Here is a 14,658-nt window from a genome sequence, read left to right on the forward strand (position 1 = left end):
AAAAACAGGCTAAGTCTTCACTAGCTCGCTTAATGAGCTATGAAAGGCCATTCAAGCATTTGTAGATATTTTTATATTTACAGTATATATTAACAGTTATTGTGTTAATATATACTCATGGAAGATAAAAAATACACCTTTGAAGAGCTTTGCGCCCTATCAGGCCTAAGTTCCAGGACTTTACGTTATTACATCCAAATAGGCCTGGTAGATAAGCCAATAGGACAAACCCGGGCAGCTCATTATGTGAGCCCCCACCTTGAGAAGATCCTTCGTATTAAGCAGCTATCTGAATCCGGGATATCGCTTGAACGAATTCGTGAAGTGCTATCCGGCGAACCCCTTGCCCTGCCTGAAAGGTCTAAGAGACCAGGCCATGTGGAAGTGCGAAGCCACCTTTGGGTAGCAGATGGTATTGAGCTGCAGGTATCACCAGAAACAGCTGAACTTAGCCCTGAGCAATTACGCCAGTTCTTAAAAGGCGTACTGCAGGCATATGAACAAGTAAAAAAGGATTCGCAATGATTGAATTGGATGAAGTAGTTGGCTTAAGTACTGATGATGGCGAGCAAATGGCATTGCAATCCGTTAGCGCAAAAGGCAAGGTACAAGGCCTTCTATTAGAGATGACTATTCGCCAGCAATATAAAAACACCACCAAGAAAACCTTAGAGACTGTTTATACCTTCCCTATGGGTTGGGGTGCTACCTTCATGGATTTAAGCGTTGAGATGGGTGGTAAGCGCTTAAGCGGTGTCATAACGGAGAAGAAAGACGCTGAAGAGCAGTATGAAAAGGCTATCAGCAAAGGTGATGCGCCAATCATGCTGGAGAAAAATTCTGATGGACTTTATACCGTCAACTTAGGCAGTCTCAAGCCCAAAGAAGAAGCTGTTATTGAATATACCTATTCTCAATTACTGAGATTTGAAGAAGGTCATGTAAGACTAAACCTTCCGACTACCATTGCCCCTCGTTATGGCGATAGTAGCCAAGGTGGAATTAAAAAGCATCATGGGGTTGAGGCAGATTTCTTAGTTGAATATCCATTCTCACTCTCCCTACTCCTTAGTGGTGGCATGGAAAAAGCGACAGTTGAGTGCCCTTCTCACCAAGTTCAAGTAACAACAAATGAAAAGGGTCTTGAGGTAGGTTTGCTGCGTTCTGGTTTCTTGGATCGTGATTTCATTCTTAATTTAAGCAAACTCGAAAATGAGTCTTTCTTTATTGTGACCCCCGATAAGCAAATGGGTCCTGAAGGCTGCACAGTATTAGCTAGCTTTTGCCCTCCCGTACTAGCCAATCAAAAAGAGCTTAGTGCTGATATTAAGATTTTGGTTGATTGTTCGGGCTCTATGGCAGGCGATAGCATTGAATCAGCCAAGAGAGCACTACATCATGTCTTAAGCAACCTACGTGAGGATGACCGTTTTAGCTACTCCCTATTTGGTAGCAAGGTCAAACATGAATTCTCGAGCCTTAAACCGGTAAATCAATTCAATATTGGCACTGCCTCATTACTAGTAAGTAACACTGAAGCAAATATGGGCGGGACAGAAATTGAAGATGCCCTACTTTCTACATTCAAATTAAAAGGTACTGAGAAAAAGGCAGACGTCTTACTCATTACCGATGGTGAAGTTTGGGATACCTCGAACATCATTGCCGCAGCTAAGAACTCAGGTCATCGCATATTTGCAGTTGGTGTGGGCACCTCTCCCGCTGAAACATTGCTACGCGAATTGGCTGAGATGACTGGGGGCGCCTGTGAGTTAGTCTCCCCTAAGGAGGATATTGAAAAAGCGATTGTGCGGATGTTTAATCGCATTCATCTACCAAGAGCTAAAGAGATTGAGATCAATTGGGGAACAAATGAGATCCCAGAATGGACTGTTGGGACTAACACTGCCATTTTCAGCGGCAATACTCATCACGTATTTGCGGGATTCAAAAACATTCCAAACAAGCCTGCACACTTAAGCTATCAACTTGGGGATAGCCTTGAGCGAATTGGCGTTGGTGCAAACTCAATTACTCAAGCTAATGACGGCAATCTTGCCCGCTTAGGCGCATCACAAAGATTAAGCGCACTAACCGAAGAAAAACAACTTTCTTTAGCGCTGGAATATCAGCTTATAACTGAGCAAACCAATTGTATTTTGGTGCACGTAAGAAGTGACGAGGAAAAAGCCAGTGATATGCCCGAGCTACAAAAGATTGCGCAGATGCAAGCTGCTGGTTGGGGTGGCGCAGGTACAGTTCATGAAACAGTGCTGCACTGCATGGCCCCTATGCAAGATAGTATCCAGTATTCCATGTCCTCGGTTAGCGCTTGTAGCAACTCTTCTAGCGATGTTGATTACAGCCAATATGATTTACCGAGAGTATTTAGATCAAGCCGAGAAAGCACTCCAGCCCCTACTCTTGGCTCCTCGTATGACTCTAAGACTAAGCTTGATAGAGGCGATGATTATTACGAAATACCTGCGTTCTTAAGAAGTCGGGCCGAAAATGACCAGGCTGCTCCAGCTAAGGTCGTTTCTCTACTGCCACAGGATATTGCATCGCTTGCAAATCATGATCTGCAAAATAGAAATCAAATTTCTTCATTTGTGAAGTCGGCAGAAAGCCACCTATTAAGCGATGAACTCAAATATGCCCTCGATAAGCTTCAGGAGTCTATGAGTAGCGAGCAGGCCTGGACCATCGTAATGTCTTGGATCTTGTTTAAATTATCTGATGCCATTACTTGGAATGAAAAAACAAAAGAGACCATTGAGTTATTGGTGAATGAATTAGATCCAAAGCTATTTAATACCGGCTTAGATGTGGTTAACCGAGTATTTGATTTACTTAAGCCTAAATTCTGGGGGTCATGATTTGCTGTGCGTTGGGTAGTGCTAGGTTGTTGATTTAGTTGATTGTTTGATATTTGTATCGGCCAAGAGGATCAGGTATGAGTGCCTTAAAGCCGGAAGACATTGTCTTTTCATTGAAAAAACCATATCTACTTGTGTACTCTTTTTTCTCATTTCCTTGAGATCTCCTTTCGGGTACGAGCAAGCTGACAGCCGGGAAAGACCGGCATTTTCTTTGCAAAAAAAAATTCAGATCTAAGTAATTAAATATTTAGTAGCCCAGCCTATGAGCTACTGACTTCTTATAAATGAGTCATTATTTTGGAGGATTCATGACGGCTCAAGTATCCGAAAGGCTCATCTATGGCGGGAAAGAAATTTCTCTTTTTAGCAATCCCTTATCGCTATATTTAAGACAAACAGGAATTTCATTTGTTTCTCCTCACACTGCAAATTGGCGCGGTTATGTAGGAACTTGGGAAATTATCGAAACATCAGGAGTTGAGCGTTTATATCTTGTTCAGCTATCCGCGCATAAGACCTATGAAAAGATTATCGGTCTGTCAGACGTCTTCCCCGGATACGAGAAGATCTTTGCACATTGGTTCAATGGCGAATTACGTTGCCCCCAAGGAGAGTTGCTTAACTACGTTCATGGGGGCTATGCCAGTACCTATGAATACGATCTTTTAATGGAATTCAAGCAAGGTGTTTTGGTCAATAAGCATGCCCGCCATAACGAAGCGCTCAAACCAAAGGACGAAAAAGACTACCCGCCCTTCTTAAGAAGAGGTGGATAGTGAATTCGTTCATTGATTTCTTATCAGAAATTAGTCTTTTTGGACTCTCTAGGCTTCAGCTGCTTGGTATCTATACCGCTCCTGGACTATCTTATGCATCCTTTCATCTCTTTAAAGAATATCGTAATCGCCCATCTCAATTTGCCACCGATCTATTACGCGCCCTAGGTAAAGAGAAAAGTATTGTCGATCGTGTGCTGAACGTATTGGTTTATGCGATTGCTATTATTTGCGTTGCAATTGGCTGGCCTTTATTTGGAATCTGGGCCATTTTTGAATCTCGCAAAGAAGCCGCTCTTGAGATTGAAAGAAATAAACCCGACTTTGACTGCGCGCCCGAATACTTAGTTATACAGGTTAATCCTGTAGATGCAGAGATCGCCAGTTATGTGATCGATCCACTAAGAACTGTTCCACCCCTACCCTTTGGTCACCTCAATAAAGCCTGGGGTAATTTTCTAGCTGATATGACAGATGATGCGGATGAGATGTGGTCTTTTCATATACCAAAAGGCAGTAAAACTGGTAAGTATCAGAGGGAATGCGCCTCAGAAATTCGAGGGTTTGCTAAGGTGCGAGATGGAAAGATATTGGCTGAATTTATAACCGAGTCTGACTAACCCAAGCTAATACGACGAACTACTTTAAGATTGGCCACTTAAAACTCATATAAGGTTTATAAAATTTCTTTAACCAAACCAAGTCATCCTTCCAGTCTTGGACTGCGTATTTCATTGATGGGTTGCTGCGTCTATTAAGTATTAGCGCATGTATGTGGTGTGACATCTGGAACAATCTTCTACGTGAGTTTGGCTTACCCCATCTAGCCATGTATTCATCTGAGTCGACATACCATCTCTTTAAATGATCATACGTACCGGCAAAAGAATTACTTAAAATATTTCTTCTGGAGTCTTGATCTAGACCCCTTTCAACACCCACCCTATAGCCAACACTTACTAGAGGTGATTGATCAACCAATCCATCGCTAGCGAAAACTAGCGCAACACTATCTGAAATATTTGCGAGCGGCCATGGAAATTCAAAATTTTCCATTAAAAAAAGTAAGCCGGGATGATCCTGAGAAAACTCGTTTAGCAAATCTTCGTATGACTCGGGGGAATTTAAGGGATTTTGTTTGGCAGCAATTGATGAAATTAACAGTTCTTGAGAATAGAAATGAATCTGCTTATGCTGCCTTGCTATTAACTGCCCCTCAACCTCTTGCTCATCAAAGTCCCTACCAATAATAGCAATTTCGGCCTGATTATTTGGAGCGTCAACGGGTATGAAACCTTTTAACTTGAGGATCGTCTCAAAATCTTTTCTTACCCAAGGGCCATCACCACAAATAGCTATCTTTTTCCCTGCATAACCAAGTTGTGCAGCAGTAGATCCATTTTTAATTAAAAACTCAACAAAATCCCAGTTGTCTAGTTTGATTTTAACTCCGCCAGAAACTTCCTGAGCTTTCTGCTCGAGTAAATTAATCTGCTTTTGTAGTTGCGAAATTTCTTTTTTAGCTTCTTTTACGTCTTGCTTTTGAAGTTCAATAATCTTGATGGTTTTCTGGGATTCAAGCAAAACCTCTTTTAGCTTTTTACCCTGCCTCTCAAGCGCCATACTAAGCGAGATATTCTCCTTGATGGCATGTTGTTCTGCCTTCTTTGAGAGCGTCAATTCTTTTTTAATATCGCGTTCTTTAGACTCTAGAAGTACCGACTTGGTAGTTAGCGAAACCTCTTTTGCATGAAGATTGGCTCTCTTTGCGTTTAACTCTGCCGCTATAGCATCTAATTGATTAAGCTTTTCTAACTGTCTTTCATGAGTCCTAAATTCAGCTGCGAGTTTTTCTCGTGCTTTTGTTAGCTCATTTTTTTCAGCCTCCAAGGCTCTTTTAGACAATATAAGAGATGATTCGCCAACTGATACCTCTTCTTCGCGACGGCTAATCCACCTCACTCTCTGCTGATATGAATCTTCCTGCTCAACAGTCCCCAAAATAGTATCTTGAAAGACTGGCTCTTTTTCAATTGTTATGGGTTTTGTGGTCAAAGGATGTGACGCAATAACCTCTGTGCTAGTCTTTGCAGAATTTTTAACATCAGAACCAACCACCTTTTCACTTGATCGGAAAAGATCAACATCCTTTAGGTCGCTTAAGGATTTAAAGGACTTACTTTTTTTCATTTTTAATTGTCAAAAAGAGAAAGGATTGCCAAATATTACCCGCTATCAATGACTCAAACAATATATAAACACTGGATTACTCATAAAAAATCTGTCCTCGCATATCTTTTATAAAGACTTGATAAAAATCCTTCCAGTTTTGAAGCTCCCCTGGCTCACAGACTGCTCCTGGTCTTTGTATGGCTAGCTTTCTAATAACAAAGATATTGTTCTTTACTTCGTTATAGGTGGCTTCATACTCAATGCCGCCCTTCTTATAACTGACATTAGGAGGAATACGCGTTACCTTGGTGTTGTTAGGAAATCTGATCTGATAGGACTCCCCCACCATTCTGGTGGAACAAACGTATGGCACTGTAAACTTCTCGGGCGGTCTATCGTTAGCAATAGCAGCCAACTCTCCGGGCGCTAAGCCAATAGGCACTGTCATTGCTCCCGGTCCTGGTACATTTGCTATGGCGTCTAAAGTGAACTCAGTGTCGGTTGTAAAAGGTTTGTCTAAGTCATAGACATAACTCGTGGTGATCTTGCCTTCGCCCGTTTGCCTAAATTTAGCCAACTGGTTTTTAACTAGCTTTTCTGAATAAGTGGTTTCGGCACCCTCATATTTATAGCGAGCACTGATTGCTGCGCTTCCAAAATACATGGTGTGAGCTTTGCCTGTAATGCGCCCATCTTTTTCAATCTGCATAGAGATACCAGTAGCCATCTCGCTATCTTCTTTCTTAGGCTTGGGTGTGCGTCCTACCTTTGCTAATTTAGTGAGTAGTACAGGCTTATCCATCTCATCCGAAGGCAGTGTGCCGTAGCTCGCCATCTCATCAGTAGAGTCTAGATATAGATTCCAGGCTGGGATGTAGGTGATGACATGATTAAAAGGCCCCAGGACTGGGTATTTGGGGAGCACATAGGCATTGCCTGAGTTAATTAATGCGCTGGTTGCATCGATGCCCTTGGCTGCTAATAAAGTAATTAAGAGTGCGTTGTGATCTTTGCAGTCACCATAGCGATTTTTCAGCACACTATTAGCATCGTGCGGCACGATTCCACCATCAGCAAGGTAAATAGCAACATAACGGATGTTTCTCGCTACCCAGTGATAGATTACTTTGGCCTGTTCTTTTTTGAGGTCCAGTTTTGGATCATTTTGAACCTTCTTTTCTAGCCCTTTTGTGATCTCATCAGCTTGCTTCTGAATTTCTGGGGTGATGATGAATTTATCTTTAATGCGCTCTTCATATGCCCTGGCAAAAGCCTCTTGACTTGGGAAGCTGGAAATATAAATATGAGGAGCATAGTCGTTACTAGAGACCTGATATGGCTCTTTCTTGTTCATCTTGAGGTTTTGATAGGTGTAGCTCACATGACGTACGCCATCAACTACTTCATCCCTCGTTTGTTTGACGTCTTTAATATCGGTATAGAGCTTTAAGTCTTCCGGATAGCTGAGGTTGTACTCATAAGACTTCACCTCCACATTAGGCGAAAAGATCAGCCTGGTATAGAAATAGCCTGGTAATAGCGGCTTGTAAGTGGTTAGCTTAGTCTTGTAATAAGTCTTGGAGCCTGGCGTTACCTTTGGAAAGATGATGATCTTGTGTTTTTGATCCGAGAACATAGCAGCGCCAGAGCTATTGTCATCCTCTACAGTTCGTATGGCATTGGCAGCTACCGGGATCTTTTCTCCCTTAGGGGTGATTGTGTAAGCTTCAAGCACTTCTAACTTAGATAGCGTGGAGTTATATGGCAAGTCGGCTTGTGATTCTGAATCAACTACTAACTGCGATTTCACCAAGTTAGTGAGTTCATCAATCTCCACTACCGTGCCATCGGCCTGAATAGTTTCTGTGATGACAGCTTTTTCAATTGCAGTAAGGGACTCTAGCTCCCCCCTGCCTGCACTCGTAATGCCGACATTGGCGAGCAATAAGAATCCGAATAGGACTGCGGCAAGACTACTAATTGATTGAATTGCAAATTTCATAATAGTTTTAGCGCTTTACGTAGGATTGAATGTAGGCTTTGCGCATAGTTATATCGCTGACCATTGGCATACCAGCATGTTGCATAACGATCGCAGAGGGTTCTTGCATCATTGCCTTGTATGGTGAATAAAGATTACCTTTTGAATCCCTAAGTTTGAACTTGGGTAAACCTAAAATCTTTGCGGCATCTACATAGGCAGCAACTGCCAATGGCCTTGATAAAGGCACAGTGGATTGCCCGGTTGGAGAAACCTGCAGTGGCATGAAGGTAACGAATACAAGGGTACTTAGCATGGGCTCTTTATGAAATTTGTTAGTTTTTTCATTTTCTTGAGCCACTAGCTCATTAGGTGATCTTGTGGGTTTTTATTCTGAATCCATTGAAACTTTTTGGGAGTTCCCCATGAAATACCTCATCACCCTGCTTTTGATTGCCCAAGCGGTTCTTTTGGTGCGCGGAGCTTCTGCCCAGGCTATTTATGGTCCGACTGGTGAATACCGCGGCTATAGCCAAACATCGCCAAGTGGCGTAACTAATGTCTATAACGCTACCGGCCAGAATGTTCAGTCATTTCAGACCGATAACGGGCAGACAAATTTTTATAGTCCTCAGGGCGCGTATCAAGGAACTTCTACCACTCCTGTTTACGCTAGTCCCAATACAACAATTAATACTCCACGCCAAGCACCTCAGGCGCCTTCTGTGAAAGGTTGGTAAGCAATGAAACGATTCCTTTTTATAGGCGCCCTTCTTATCTCTAGCGGCAGCTATGCTCAGGTAACAAGTTGGGAGAACTCGCCTCTGAATTACAACAACAGCCCTCTTAACTACAACAATTCTTCTTTGAATTACAACAATTCCCCTTATAACTTCAACAATAGTCAGTACAACTACAACGCCAATAACGGCGTTTACGACAATAGTGGCAACCGGATTGGCTATGAGACTCAATCTCCAACTGGCGTGACTAATGTCTTTGATAACAACGGAAATCGGATTGGCTACTCGCCCAGCAAAAGACAATGATCGCCGAAATGATTATCGATACCGAGGAGTTTCTGGCGGTATTGAAACGATTAAAGCCCAGAAAAACGACGAAGGCTTCTTTAGCTGAAGAGCTTTATATTGCGCTCTTTAATGGTGAGGCCATCTTCTGCGTAAGAGGAGTCCAAACTAGATGTTTGGTTGAGAAATCAATCAATTGGAGGGGTTACATTGAAGTCAATTCTGGGGTTGTACTGTCATTCTTAGCGGCACGGCCTGCGGGGCCGAATATTAAGCTGAGCGTTCGTGGTGATGTATTTCAGATTGAGAACATTAAGGTGCCCTGTAAGACCATGCAATCCCCAGAGTGGATTACTGCAATGAGCTTTGAGGCCCACTTACATGATGATCCCAAAGCTAAACCTCACACCATCAATTTGTATTGCCCAAAATGCGGCAAGAAGCGCGGGGAATTCTTTAAACAAAAGATTGTGAAGAAAAGGGAACTGGGTGATCCACCTCCCCCAAAGTATCCAAGCTCAAGAAAATGTGCAGCTTGTAGGCACGAATGGCTAGAATTTAACGACCCATTATGAATAAATTACTCTTCTTGGATTTTGATGGAGTACTCCACCCAACCCACTTCGCTGGTGAAGACCCTTTCAATAGGGTTCATCTACTTGAGGAAACTCTTGAAGGATCAAATATTGAAATTGTGATTTCTTCGAGTTGGCGCTTCACACATAGCCTTGAAAAGCTACAGAAACTATTGCCAAACTCAATCTCCAGCCTGGTTATTGGCGTTACTGGACCACCAGTCATTGGCAAACATCCGCGCTATCAGGAGATTGTGAATTTTTTACAGTCACATGGAGCAAGCAACTGGAAAGCCTTGGATGACTCCTACTGGGAATTCCCAAGCCCTTGCCCAGAACTCATTCGCTGCAACCCCAATACCGGAATCTCAGAAAAGCAGATTCAGGAATTAAGCCAATGGATGATTGCCTGACAACTGCTTATTGTCAGTAAGTATTCCAGCCGCCAGCACCATTGGGCAGAGTTTGTATGAGGTTTCCATTAGGCGTGTAGGTGTTGTAACCGCCCGCACCACTGGGCAATGTTTGAGTCACTCCTCCATTGGGTCCATATGTGTTGTAGCCACCCGCACCATTTGGCAAGGTTTGTGTGAGTTGTCCATTTGGAGAATAGGTGTTGTATCCTCCCGCACCATTGGGTAATGTTTGAGTTAACTGTCCATTTGGCCCATAAGAGTTGTAACCGCCAGCCCCATTAGGCAATGTCTGAGTGAGTGCTCCGTTGCGGCCATAGGTGTTGTAACCTCCTGCGCCGTTGGGTAGAGTCTGAATAGGTTGCGCGAATGCAAGGTTGCTTACAGCGCTAAATATCGCCAGGGTAATTAATTTTTTCATGGTATTTTTTCTTAAGTTATTAGAGCGCCATTGGCTCTAGATGAGGTTCAGGCTCATAGTCCTCGAACTCAAAACGCATTTGCCCAGATAAAGGAGTAAGGCATTGCAAGAATCGATCTGGCACCAAACCCACTTTTTCATGCCTCAACTCCCCTTTTTTGGGCAGGTGATAACAAATCGTATGGCCCTGAGCCAATACTTGTACGCGCCAGATTGGCATGACCTCTGTATCAAAGCCTGGCCAACGCATCAAGCCCATAGGCTCAATCACCTTCACAATCAAGCCGCGATTAACCGAGAACTTGCTATCGGTAATCATAGCAATACAACCTAGTTCACAACGTAAATGAATATGTCCGTTTCTAGACATTCTTTAACCTTTTAAATTCAATATATTCATACTCGGTATGCTCCTCAAGAGTCTGCCCTAGTAAATCTATTACTTCATCTCTTAGAAAAAAACGTTTAACCCTGTTTTTATCTCGAATGAAACCATCTTTAAGTAATAGCCTGGGGTATCTAAAGCCATTGTGGGTATAACTATCAGTCCAGACCTTAGGCGAGTAGACCTCGCTAATACCTGAATGGATCAAAAGGCAGTAGTCAAAGTAGTTTTTATCGCTATCTGCGTGAGCATTGCTATAGCTATTAATCGTGTCAGCAAAGTCATCATTTAAAACAAATTCGTATGAGCAATCCCATTTAATTGCACGCTTATCCAATATCTCCTGCTGCCGAGTAGTCCATGGCCCGCCAAAGTACAGTGCAATTGGCCTGCGATAGATCTTCTCGTCTTCTGGGAGGGTGTGGTGTATTACAGGATTTTGCAATTACTCAACACCTTCCAAACTGTCTTGTTCATACAACTCCATTTGCAATTGCTCTGACTCGGAGAATTCTTCTAACAGATATCCTTGGGGTGGAGTAAGTCGCCTGAGATAGATGTCAGGAGCTGGTCCTGAGGTGAATGATTCAATACCGGTGTCGCATTCATAAAATAGCGCACCACACTCAGTGGCCACTTCGACATTCCAGGTATAGAGCGGTTCGCTATATCCTTGCCATTCCTGAAATCCGCCGGACGACACAATGCGCACAATATTGCCAAGATTTTTGGGGATCTTGCAGTTCACGGTGATGGCCAAATCACCAACGGCGCAATTAAGCTTTGCGAATTGTTCGCTCATCTTCTTCTCCTGTATTGGGCGCGTACCTTCTCTCGCTCTACGAATAGGAGGTGGCCAAAGATACCTTGGCTACACACTAGAAATAGGCCGAATAGAAACCACAGCGCTAGGCTCAGACTAAGCCCATTCGATGAAGCGGCCCAACTCAAAAACATAAAGAAAATACCGATAAATTTGATCATTTTCAACTCCCTACGGATTAAGCATTTAGCTCTGTATAGGTAGATTAATTACTTGCTAGCTCATTAAATGAGCCTTAAACTGATTAAAGTTATAAAAACAATAAATGTCCTATTTGGAGCCCTGATGAGCGATTTAGAACGTCTACACCGCATTAAATACATGATTCAGCAGCGTAAATGCGTCCCCAGGGAGGATTTCTTAGATGAGCTTGAGATCTCCCCTGCCACCTTTAAGCGCGACCTTGAGTACCTACGCAGCCGTTTAAAGGCCTCTATCGTTTATGACCGCTTCATGGGAGGCTATAAGTTCGAGAATCCAGATCAAGTAGACAAGATTGAGATGCCTGGGCTTTGGTTCACTGAAAAAGAGGCTACTGCTCTTGTATTGATGCAGCACCTCTTATCTTCACTAGATCAAGGTGGTTTGATTGGCCCACACATTGAACCACTCACAGCCATTATTGATGGCATCTTGGGTCAAAGCGAAACTTCAGCCAAGGAGCTGCGTAAACGTATTAAGGTTATCGGTCTTGGCTCTCGCAAGAACTCTATTGAAAACTTCTCCGAGATTGGCGCTGCCCTTCTTAAACGTAATCGCCTTGAAATTGACTATTACTCAAAGGGTAAAGGCGAAGATACTAAGCGAGAGATATCTCCCCAACGACTTATCTACTACCGTGAGAATTGGTATCTTGATGCCTACTGTCACATGCGTAATGATCTGCGTAGTTTTGCAATTGATGGCATCAGAAGCGCAGTATTAACAAATAAGAAGACTCAGGAAGTGGCCGAAAAGGATTGTCATGATCACTTTGCCGAAAGTTATGGCATCTTTTCAGGTAAAGCCACCCAGAGGGCGAAGTTACGCTTTACGCCTGAGCATGCTCGCTGGGTAGCTGGCGAGCACTGGCATGGACAGCAAGTGGGCAGCTTTGATAAAGAAGGCTATTACACCCTGGAGTTTGATTACAACCAAGATCCAGAGTTAGTCATGGATATTCTGAAGCATGGCTCAGGCGTAAAAGTGATTGCACCAGCCAGCTTAAAAGCAAGAGTAGCAAGCGAACTTAAAAAGAGCCTTGAACAGTACTAAAGTGAAAAATTTAATTCTTGAACTCCCACATCGAGCGCCATTAGAAATCATATTCGAGCGAATCTCTAAAGAAATTGAATTAAATACTGGTATGGATGGCTTGATGATAGAAACCAACTGGGGATTTAATGACCTGGGAATTCATGGACAATATATCGCTCAAGCCATGGGTATTGATGAAGATATTTTCAGGTTTTATGCTGAATCTCTGATGAAAGAACAACTACCCACAATAGACATTATTCCGACGCAAAGCCTAACTCCAACCTTAAAAGCAATCGCCCTAGTTTCTACGCCTAACTGTGAATCGTATAAACCTTTTTCTGGAAATACAGAACGTCCAAGTAAGGACTTTTTTTACAACGTTACCTATGAGGCTTTAACTGCGCTAATAGGAATTGGTTGTAAAGATATTGGTATTGCGGGGCTTACAGGCTCGTTACTGTTTACAGAAGATCCGCAATACAAAAATGCAGTGGCAGAAGCTACCTCCCATATTGCCCATGATTTCCCTACTCTTGAAAAAATTCAAATCGTATCGTATGGTCCAGACATTTCTTTTGGGATTAACTATTTTAATGCTCATAAAGAAGAGGCGGGGTTGCATAAAAAAATTGTAGTTAAATCGAAAGATTGGTTTGGGATCAAAAGAATTGTTTTAGATATACCTAGACGTTTTTAAGATCCAGATAAACACTCAGGCAATGCGCATCAGTTCGAACCCAATTTATTTTCATAGCAATCTCGACAGAAATACTTGCCATTCATTTCCCAGGCTCGTATACCAAGTTTCTTGGTACACCAATAACAATATAGATTCGTAGAAGGAATAAATTTTCGCTCAGTTGAGCCTGGTAAACCATCCAACCTGACTTCTATTGCATTTGGTTGGGCTTTCGCAAATACATACTTCCAGGCCTTGCTAATAAGTTTGTATTTGAAGATGCAATACATTGCTAGGATTCCCGCTATAAAGCTAATCGTCAATATCCAATTTTCCGCAATCCATGTCAGCATCGCCAAAACGACCATATTGGCAATATAGATACCCAGTAATGCCAATAGATAAGGCCAGATTGCGGCCAGTATCAGGACAGAAATAATTGTCCCAATGATCCCTCCAGAATCATTGTCATCTGACATGAGATTTCCTTGGTGCCTGCGTACTCCAGTCATAGGCAAGATCGATAAAAAGTGAAGCTTCCTGCGAAAGAAATTGTGGAGAGGGAAAGATGCCAACCCTTCCTAAATCTAATCGATCGGCATCCCAGCAAGTTTGAATTGTTCTATTGGTTGAAACCTCCCCACCAGAATGGTGCTTCATCGCATAGCAAAGCGCATCTAGTTGCTTTGGGGTTAACTGGTAAAAGTCTCCATGGATGCCATGAGCAAATTCTGCCGCCCGCTCTCCATGCTTAGGATCTCTACCATCATTAAAGCGACAACTGTCATGCAAGAAGCCAAAGAGCTCTACTACCAATAAATCGGCCTTACGGATTTGACCGATATTTTTCCCATGGTTGAGTACCCGCGCCCAATGATTAGCCCCATGTATGCCCTGCCAATCAAGCTTGAATTCGCTTTTAATGAGGGAAATTAAACCTGATCGATCAAAGTCCATCGAAATCCTTGCTATGAAGATATCTATCAATCTTTAAGTGCAACTTTAGTGCGGTAGAGAAGTAATACAACTTTGGATTAGCCTTTATGTAGCGGTACTCCTGCTCAGTAATTCTTAAGCTAACTCCCCTAGCCCAGTAGTAGTGGGATCCCTGATCTTCTATGGCAATCCCAACATATTCATACTCGGATGATTTTTGAGGTCTTAGCACTCTTGGAAAACCATTTTTTTGCAACTGCTCTATTTGTATTAACTGAATATTCATTTACTTCTCCTCTTTAGCCAATTTGACAAATGTCTGGGCTTGGCAATTCGGTTTAAATCTGC

Annotated in this window: 20 protein-coding genes; 10 read left to right on the forward strand and 10 right to left on the reverse strand. The window is 42.7% G+C overall.

Annotated elements, in window-relative coordinates:
- The first annotated feature begins 117 nt into the window (after positions 1–117).
- From M2125_RS04810 to M2125_RS04825, 4 genes are all read left to right on the forward strand, one after another.
- The gene (locus M2125_RS04810) at positions 118–525 is read left to right on the forward strand and encodes a helix-turn-helix domain-containing protein (protein ID WP_280742594.1); all 408 of its coding nucleotides are present in this window, start codon (positions 118–120) and stop codon (positions 523–525) included.
- Positions 522–2,879 (forward strand): VIT domain-containing protein, encoded by a 2,358-nt coding sequence (locus M2125_RS04815; RefSeq protein WP_280742595.1) that lies wholly within the window; start codon positions 522–524, stop codon positions 2,877–2,879. Before M2125_RS04810 ends, M2125_RS04815 begins: the two co-directional genes overlap by 4 nt.
- A gap of 311 nt (positions 2,880–3,190) precedes the next feature.
- Positions 3,191–3,658 carry a hypothetical protein gene (locus M2125_RS04820; RefSeq protein WP_215348709.1) on the forward strand — a complete coding sequence of 156 codons (468 nt, stop codon included), beginning with the start codon at positions 3,191–3,193 and terminating at the stop codon, positions 3,656–3,658.
- Positions 3,658–4,278, forward strand: a complete 621-nt coding sequence (locus tag M2125_RS04825; RefSeq protein WP_215348707.1) for a hypothetical protein — start codon at positions 3,658–3,660, stop codon at positions 4,276–4,278. Before M2125_RS04820 ends, M2125_RS04825 begins: the two co-directional genes overlap by 1 nt.
- A gap of 19 nt (positions 4,279–4,297) precedes the next feature.
- On the opposite strand, the gene M2125_RS04830 is transcribed toward M2125_RS04825, so the two are convergent.
- The 3 genes from M2125_RS04830 to M2125_RS04840 form a co-directional block, all read right to left on the reverse strand.
- Positions 4,298–5,848 (reverse strand): hypothetical protein, encoded by a 1,551-nt coding sequence (locus tag M2125_RS04830; RefSeq protein WP_280742598.1) that lies wholly within the window; start codon positions 5,846–5,848, stop codon positions 4,298–4,300.
- A gap of 76 nt (positions 5,849–5,924) precedes the next feature.
- Positions 5,925–7,832 carry a DUF3857 domain-containing transglutaminase family protein gene (locus M2125_RS04835; protein ID WP_280742599.1) on the reverse strand — a complete coding sequence of 636 codons (1,908 nt, stop codon included), beginning with the start codon at positions 7,830–7,832 and terminating at the stop codon, positions 5,925–5,927.
- 7 nt (positions 7,833–7,839) lie between these two features.
- The gene (locus tag M2125_RS04840; RefSeq protein WP_280742600.1) at positions 7,840–8,127 is read right to left on the reverse strand and encodes a hypothetical protein; all 288 of its coding nucleotides are present in this window, start codon (positions 8,125–8,127) and stop codon (positions 7,840–7,842) included.
- A 109-nt stretch (positions 8,128–8,236) separates the two neighbouring features.
- Here M2125_RS04840 and M2125_RS04845 point away from each other — a divergent pair, with 109 nt between their 5' ends.
- From M2125_RS04845 to M2125_RS04860, 4 genes are read left to right on the forward strand one after another with little or no spacing between them, the layout of a single operon-like run.
- Complete coding sequence (locus M2125_RS04845) at positions 8,237–8,551, forward strand: hypothetical protein (protein WP_280742602.1); 315 nt, start codon at positions 8,237–8,239, stop codon at positions 8,549–8,551.
- A gap of 3 nt (positions 8,552–8,554) precedes the next feature.
- Positions 8,555–8,860: a hypothetical protein gene (locus tag M2125_RS04850; RefSeq protein WP_280742603.1), complete on the forward strand. Its 306-nt coding sequence runs from the start codon at positions 8,555–8,557 to the stop codon at positions 8,858–8,860.
- Positions 8,857–9,414, forward strand: coding sequence for a hypothetical protein (locus M2125_RS04855; protein WP_280742604.1), 558 nt, complete (start codon positions 8,857–8,859; stop codon positions 9,412–9,414). Before M2125_RS04850 ends, M2125_RS04855 begins: the two co-directional genes overlap by 4 nt.
- Positions 9,411–9,827 (forward strand): HAD domain-containing protein, encoded by a 417-nt coding sequence (locus tag M2125_RS04860; RefSeq protein ID WP_112208978.1) that lies wholly within the window; start codon positions 9,411–9,413, stop codon positions 9,825–9,827. Before M2125_RS04855 ends, M2125_RS04860 begins: the two co-directional genes overlap by 4 nt.
- A 13-nt stretch (positions 9,828–9,840) precedes the next feature.
- On the opposite strand, the gene M2125_RS04865 is transcribed toward M2125_RS04860, so the two are convergent.
- The 4 genes from M2125_RS04865 to M2125_RS04880 are packed head-to-tail and all read right to left on the reverse strand — an operon-like array spanning position 9,841 to position 11,435.
- The gene (locus M2125_RS04865; RefSeq protein ID WP_112208977.1) at positions 9,841–10,248 is read right to left on the reverse strand and encodes a hypothetical protein; all 408 of its coding nucleotides are present in this window, start codon (positions 10,246–10,248) and stop codon (positions 9,841–9,843) included.
- Positions 10,249–10,267: 19 nt separating this feature from the next.
- Positions 10,268–10,618: a hypothetical protein gene (locus M2125_RS04870; RefSeq protein ID WP_280742607.1), complete on the reverse strand. Its 351-nt coding sequence runs from the start codon at positions 10,616–10,618 to the stop codon at positions 10,268–10,270.
- Positions 10,611–11,078 (reverse strand): hypothetical protein, encoded by a 468-nt coding sequence (locus M2125_RS04875; RefSeq protein WP_280742608.1) that lies wholly within the window; start codon positions 11,076–11,078, stop codon positions 10,611–10,613. The genes M2125_RS04870 and M2125_RS04875 overlap by 8 nt, the downstream gene beginning before the upstream one ends.
- Positions 11,079–11,435 (reverse strand): hypothetical protein, encoded by a 357-nt coding sequence (locus M2125_RS04880; RefSeq protein WP_280742609.1) that lies wholly within the window; start codon positions 11,433–11,435, stop codon positions 11,079–11,081.
- A 306-nt stretch (positions 11,436–11,741) separates the two neighbouring features.
- Here M2125_RS04880 and M2125_RS04885 point away from each other — a divergent pair, with 306 nt between their 5' ends.
- Both M2125_RS04885 and M2125_RS04890 read left to right on the forward strand, forming a co-directional pair.
- Complete coding sequence (locus M2125_RS04885) at positions 11,742–12,710, forward strand: helix-turn-helix transcriptional regulator (protein ID WP_280742610.1); 969 nt, start codon at positions 11,742–11,744, stop codon at positions 12,708–12,710.
- Between the two features lies 1 nt (position 12,711).
- Positions 12,712–13,392, forward strand: coding sequence for a hypothetical protein (locus M2125_RS04890; RefSeq protein WP_280742611.1), 681 nt, complete (start codon positions 12,712–12,714; stop codon positions 13,390–13,392).
- A gap of 29 nt (positions 13,393–13,421) precedes the next feature.
- On the opposite strand, the gene M2125_RS04895 is transcribed toward M2125_RS04890, so the two are convergent.
- From M2125_RS04895 to M2125_RS04905, 3 genes are read right to left on the reverse strand one after another with little or no spacing between them, the layout of a single operon-like run.
- Positions 13,422–13,853 carry a hypothetical protein gene (locus tag M2125_RS04895; protein ID WP_280742612.1) on the reverse strand — a complete coding sequence of 144 codons (432 nt, stop codon included), beginning with the start codon at positions 13,851–13,853 and terminating at the stop codon, positions 13,422–13,424.
- Positions 13,843–14,331, reverse strand: a complete 489-nt coding sequence (locus M2125_RS04900; protein ID WP_112208969.1) for an HD domain-containing protein — start codon at positions 14,329–14,331, stop codon at positions 13,843–13,845. Before M2125_RS04900 ends, M2125_RS04895 begins: the two co-directional genes overlap by 11 nt.
- The gene (locus tag M2125_RS04905) at positions 14,321–14,596 is read right to left on the reverse strand and encodes a hypothetical protein (protein ID WP_112208968.1); all 276 of its coding nucleotides are present in this window, start codon (positions 14,594–14,596) and stop codon (positions 14,321–14,323) included. The genes M2125_RS04900 and M2125_RS04905 overlap by 11 nt, the downstream gene beginning before the upstream one ends.
- Positions 14,597–14,658: the final 62 nt, after the last annotated feature.

This window comes from Polynucleobacter sphagniphilus (assembly GCF_029892205.1).
In the GTDB taxonomy this organism is placed as follows: domain Bacteria; phylum Pseudomonadota; class Gammaproteobacteria; order Burkholderiales; family Burkholderiaceae; genus Polynucleobacter; species Polynucleobacter sphagniphilus.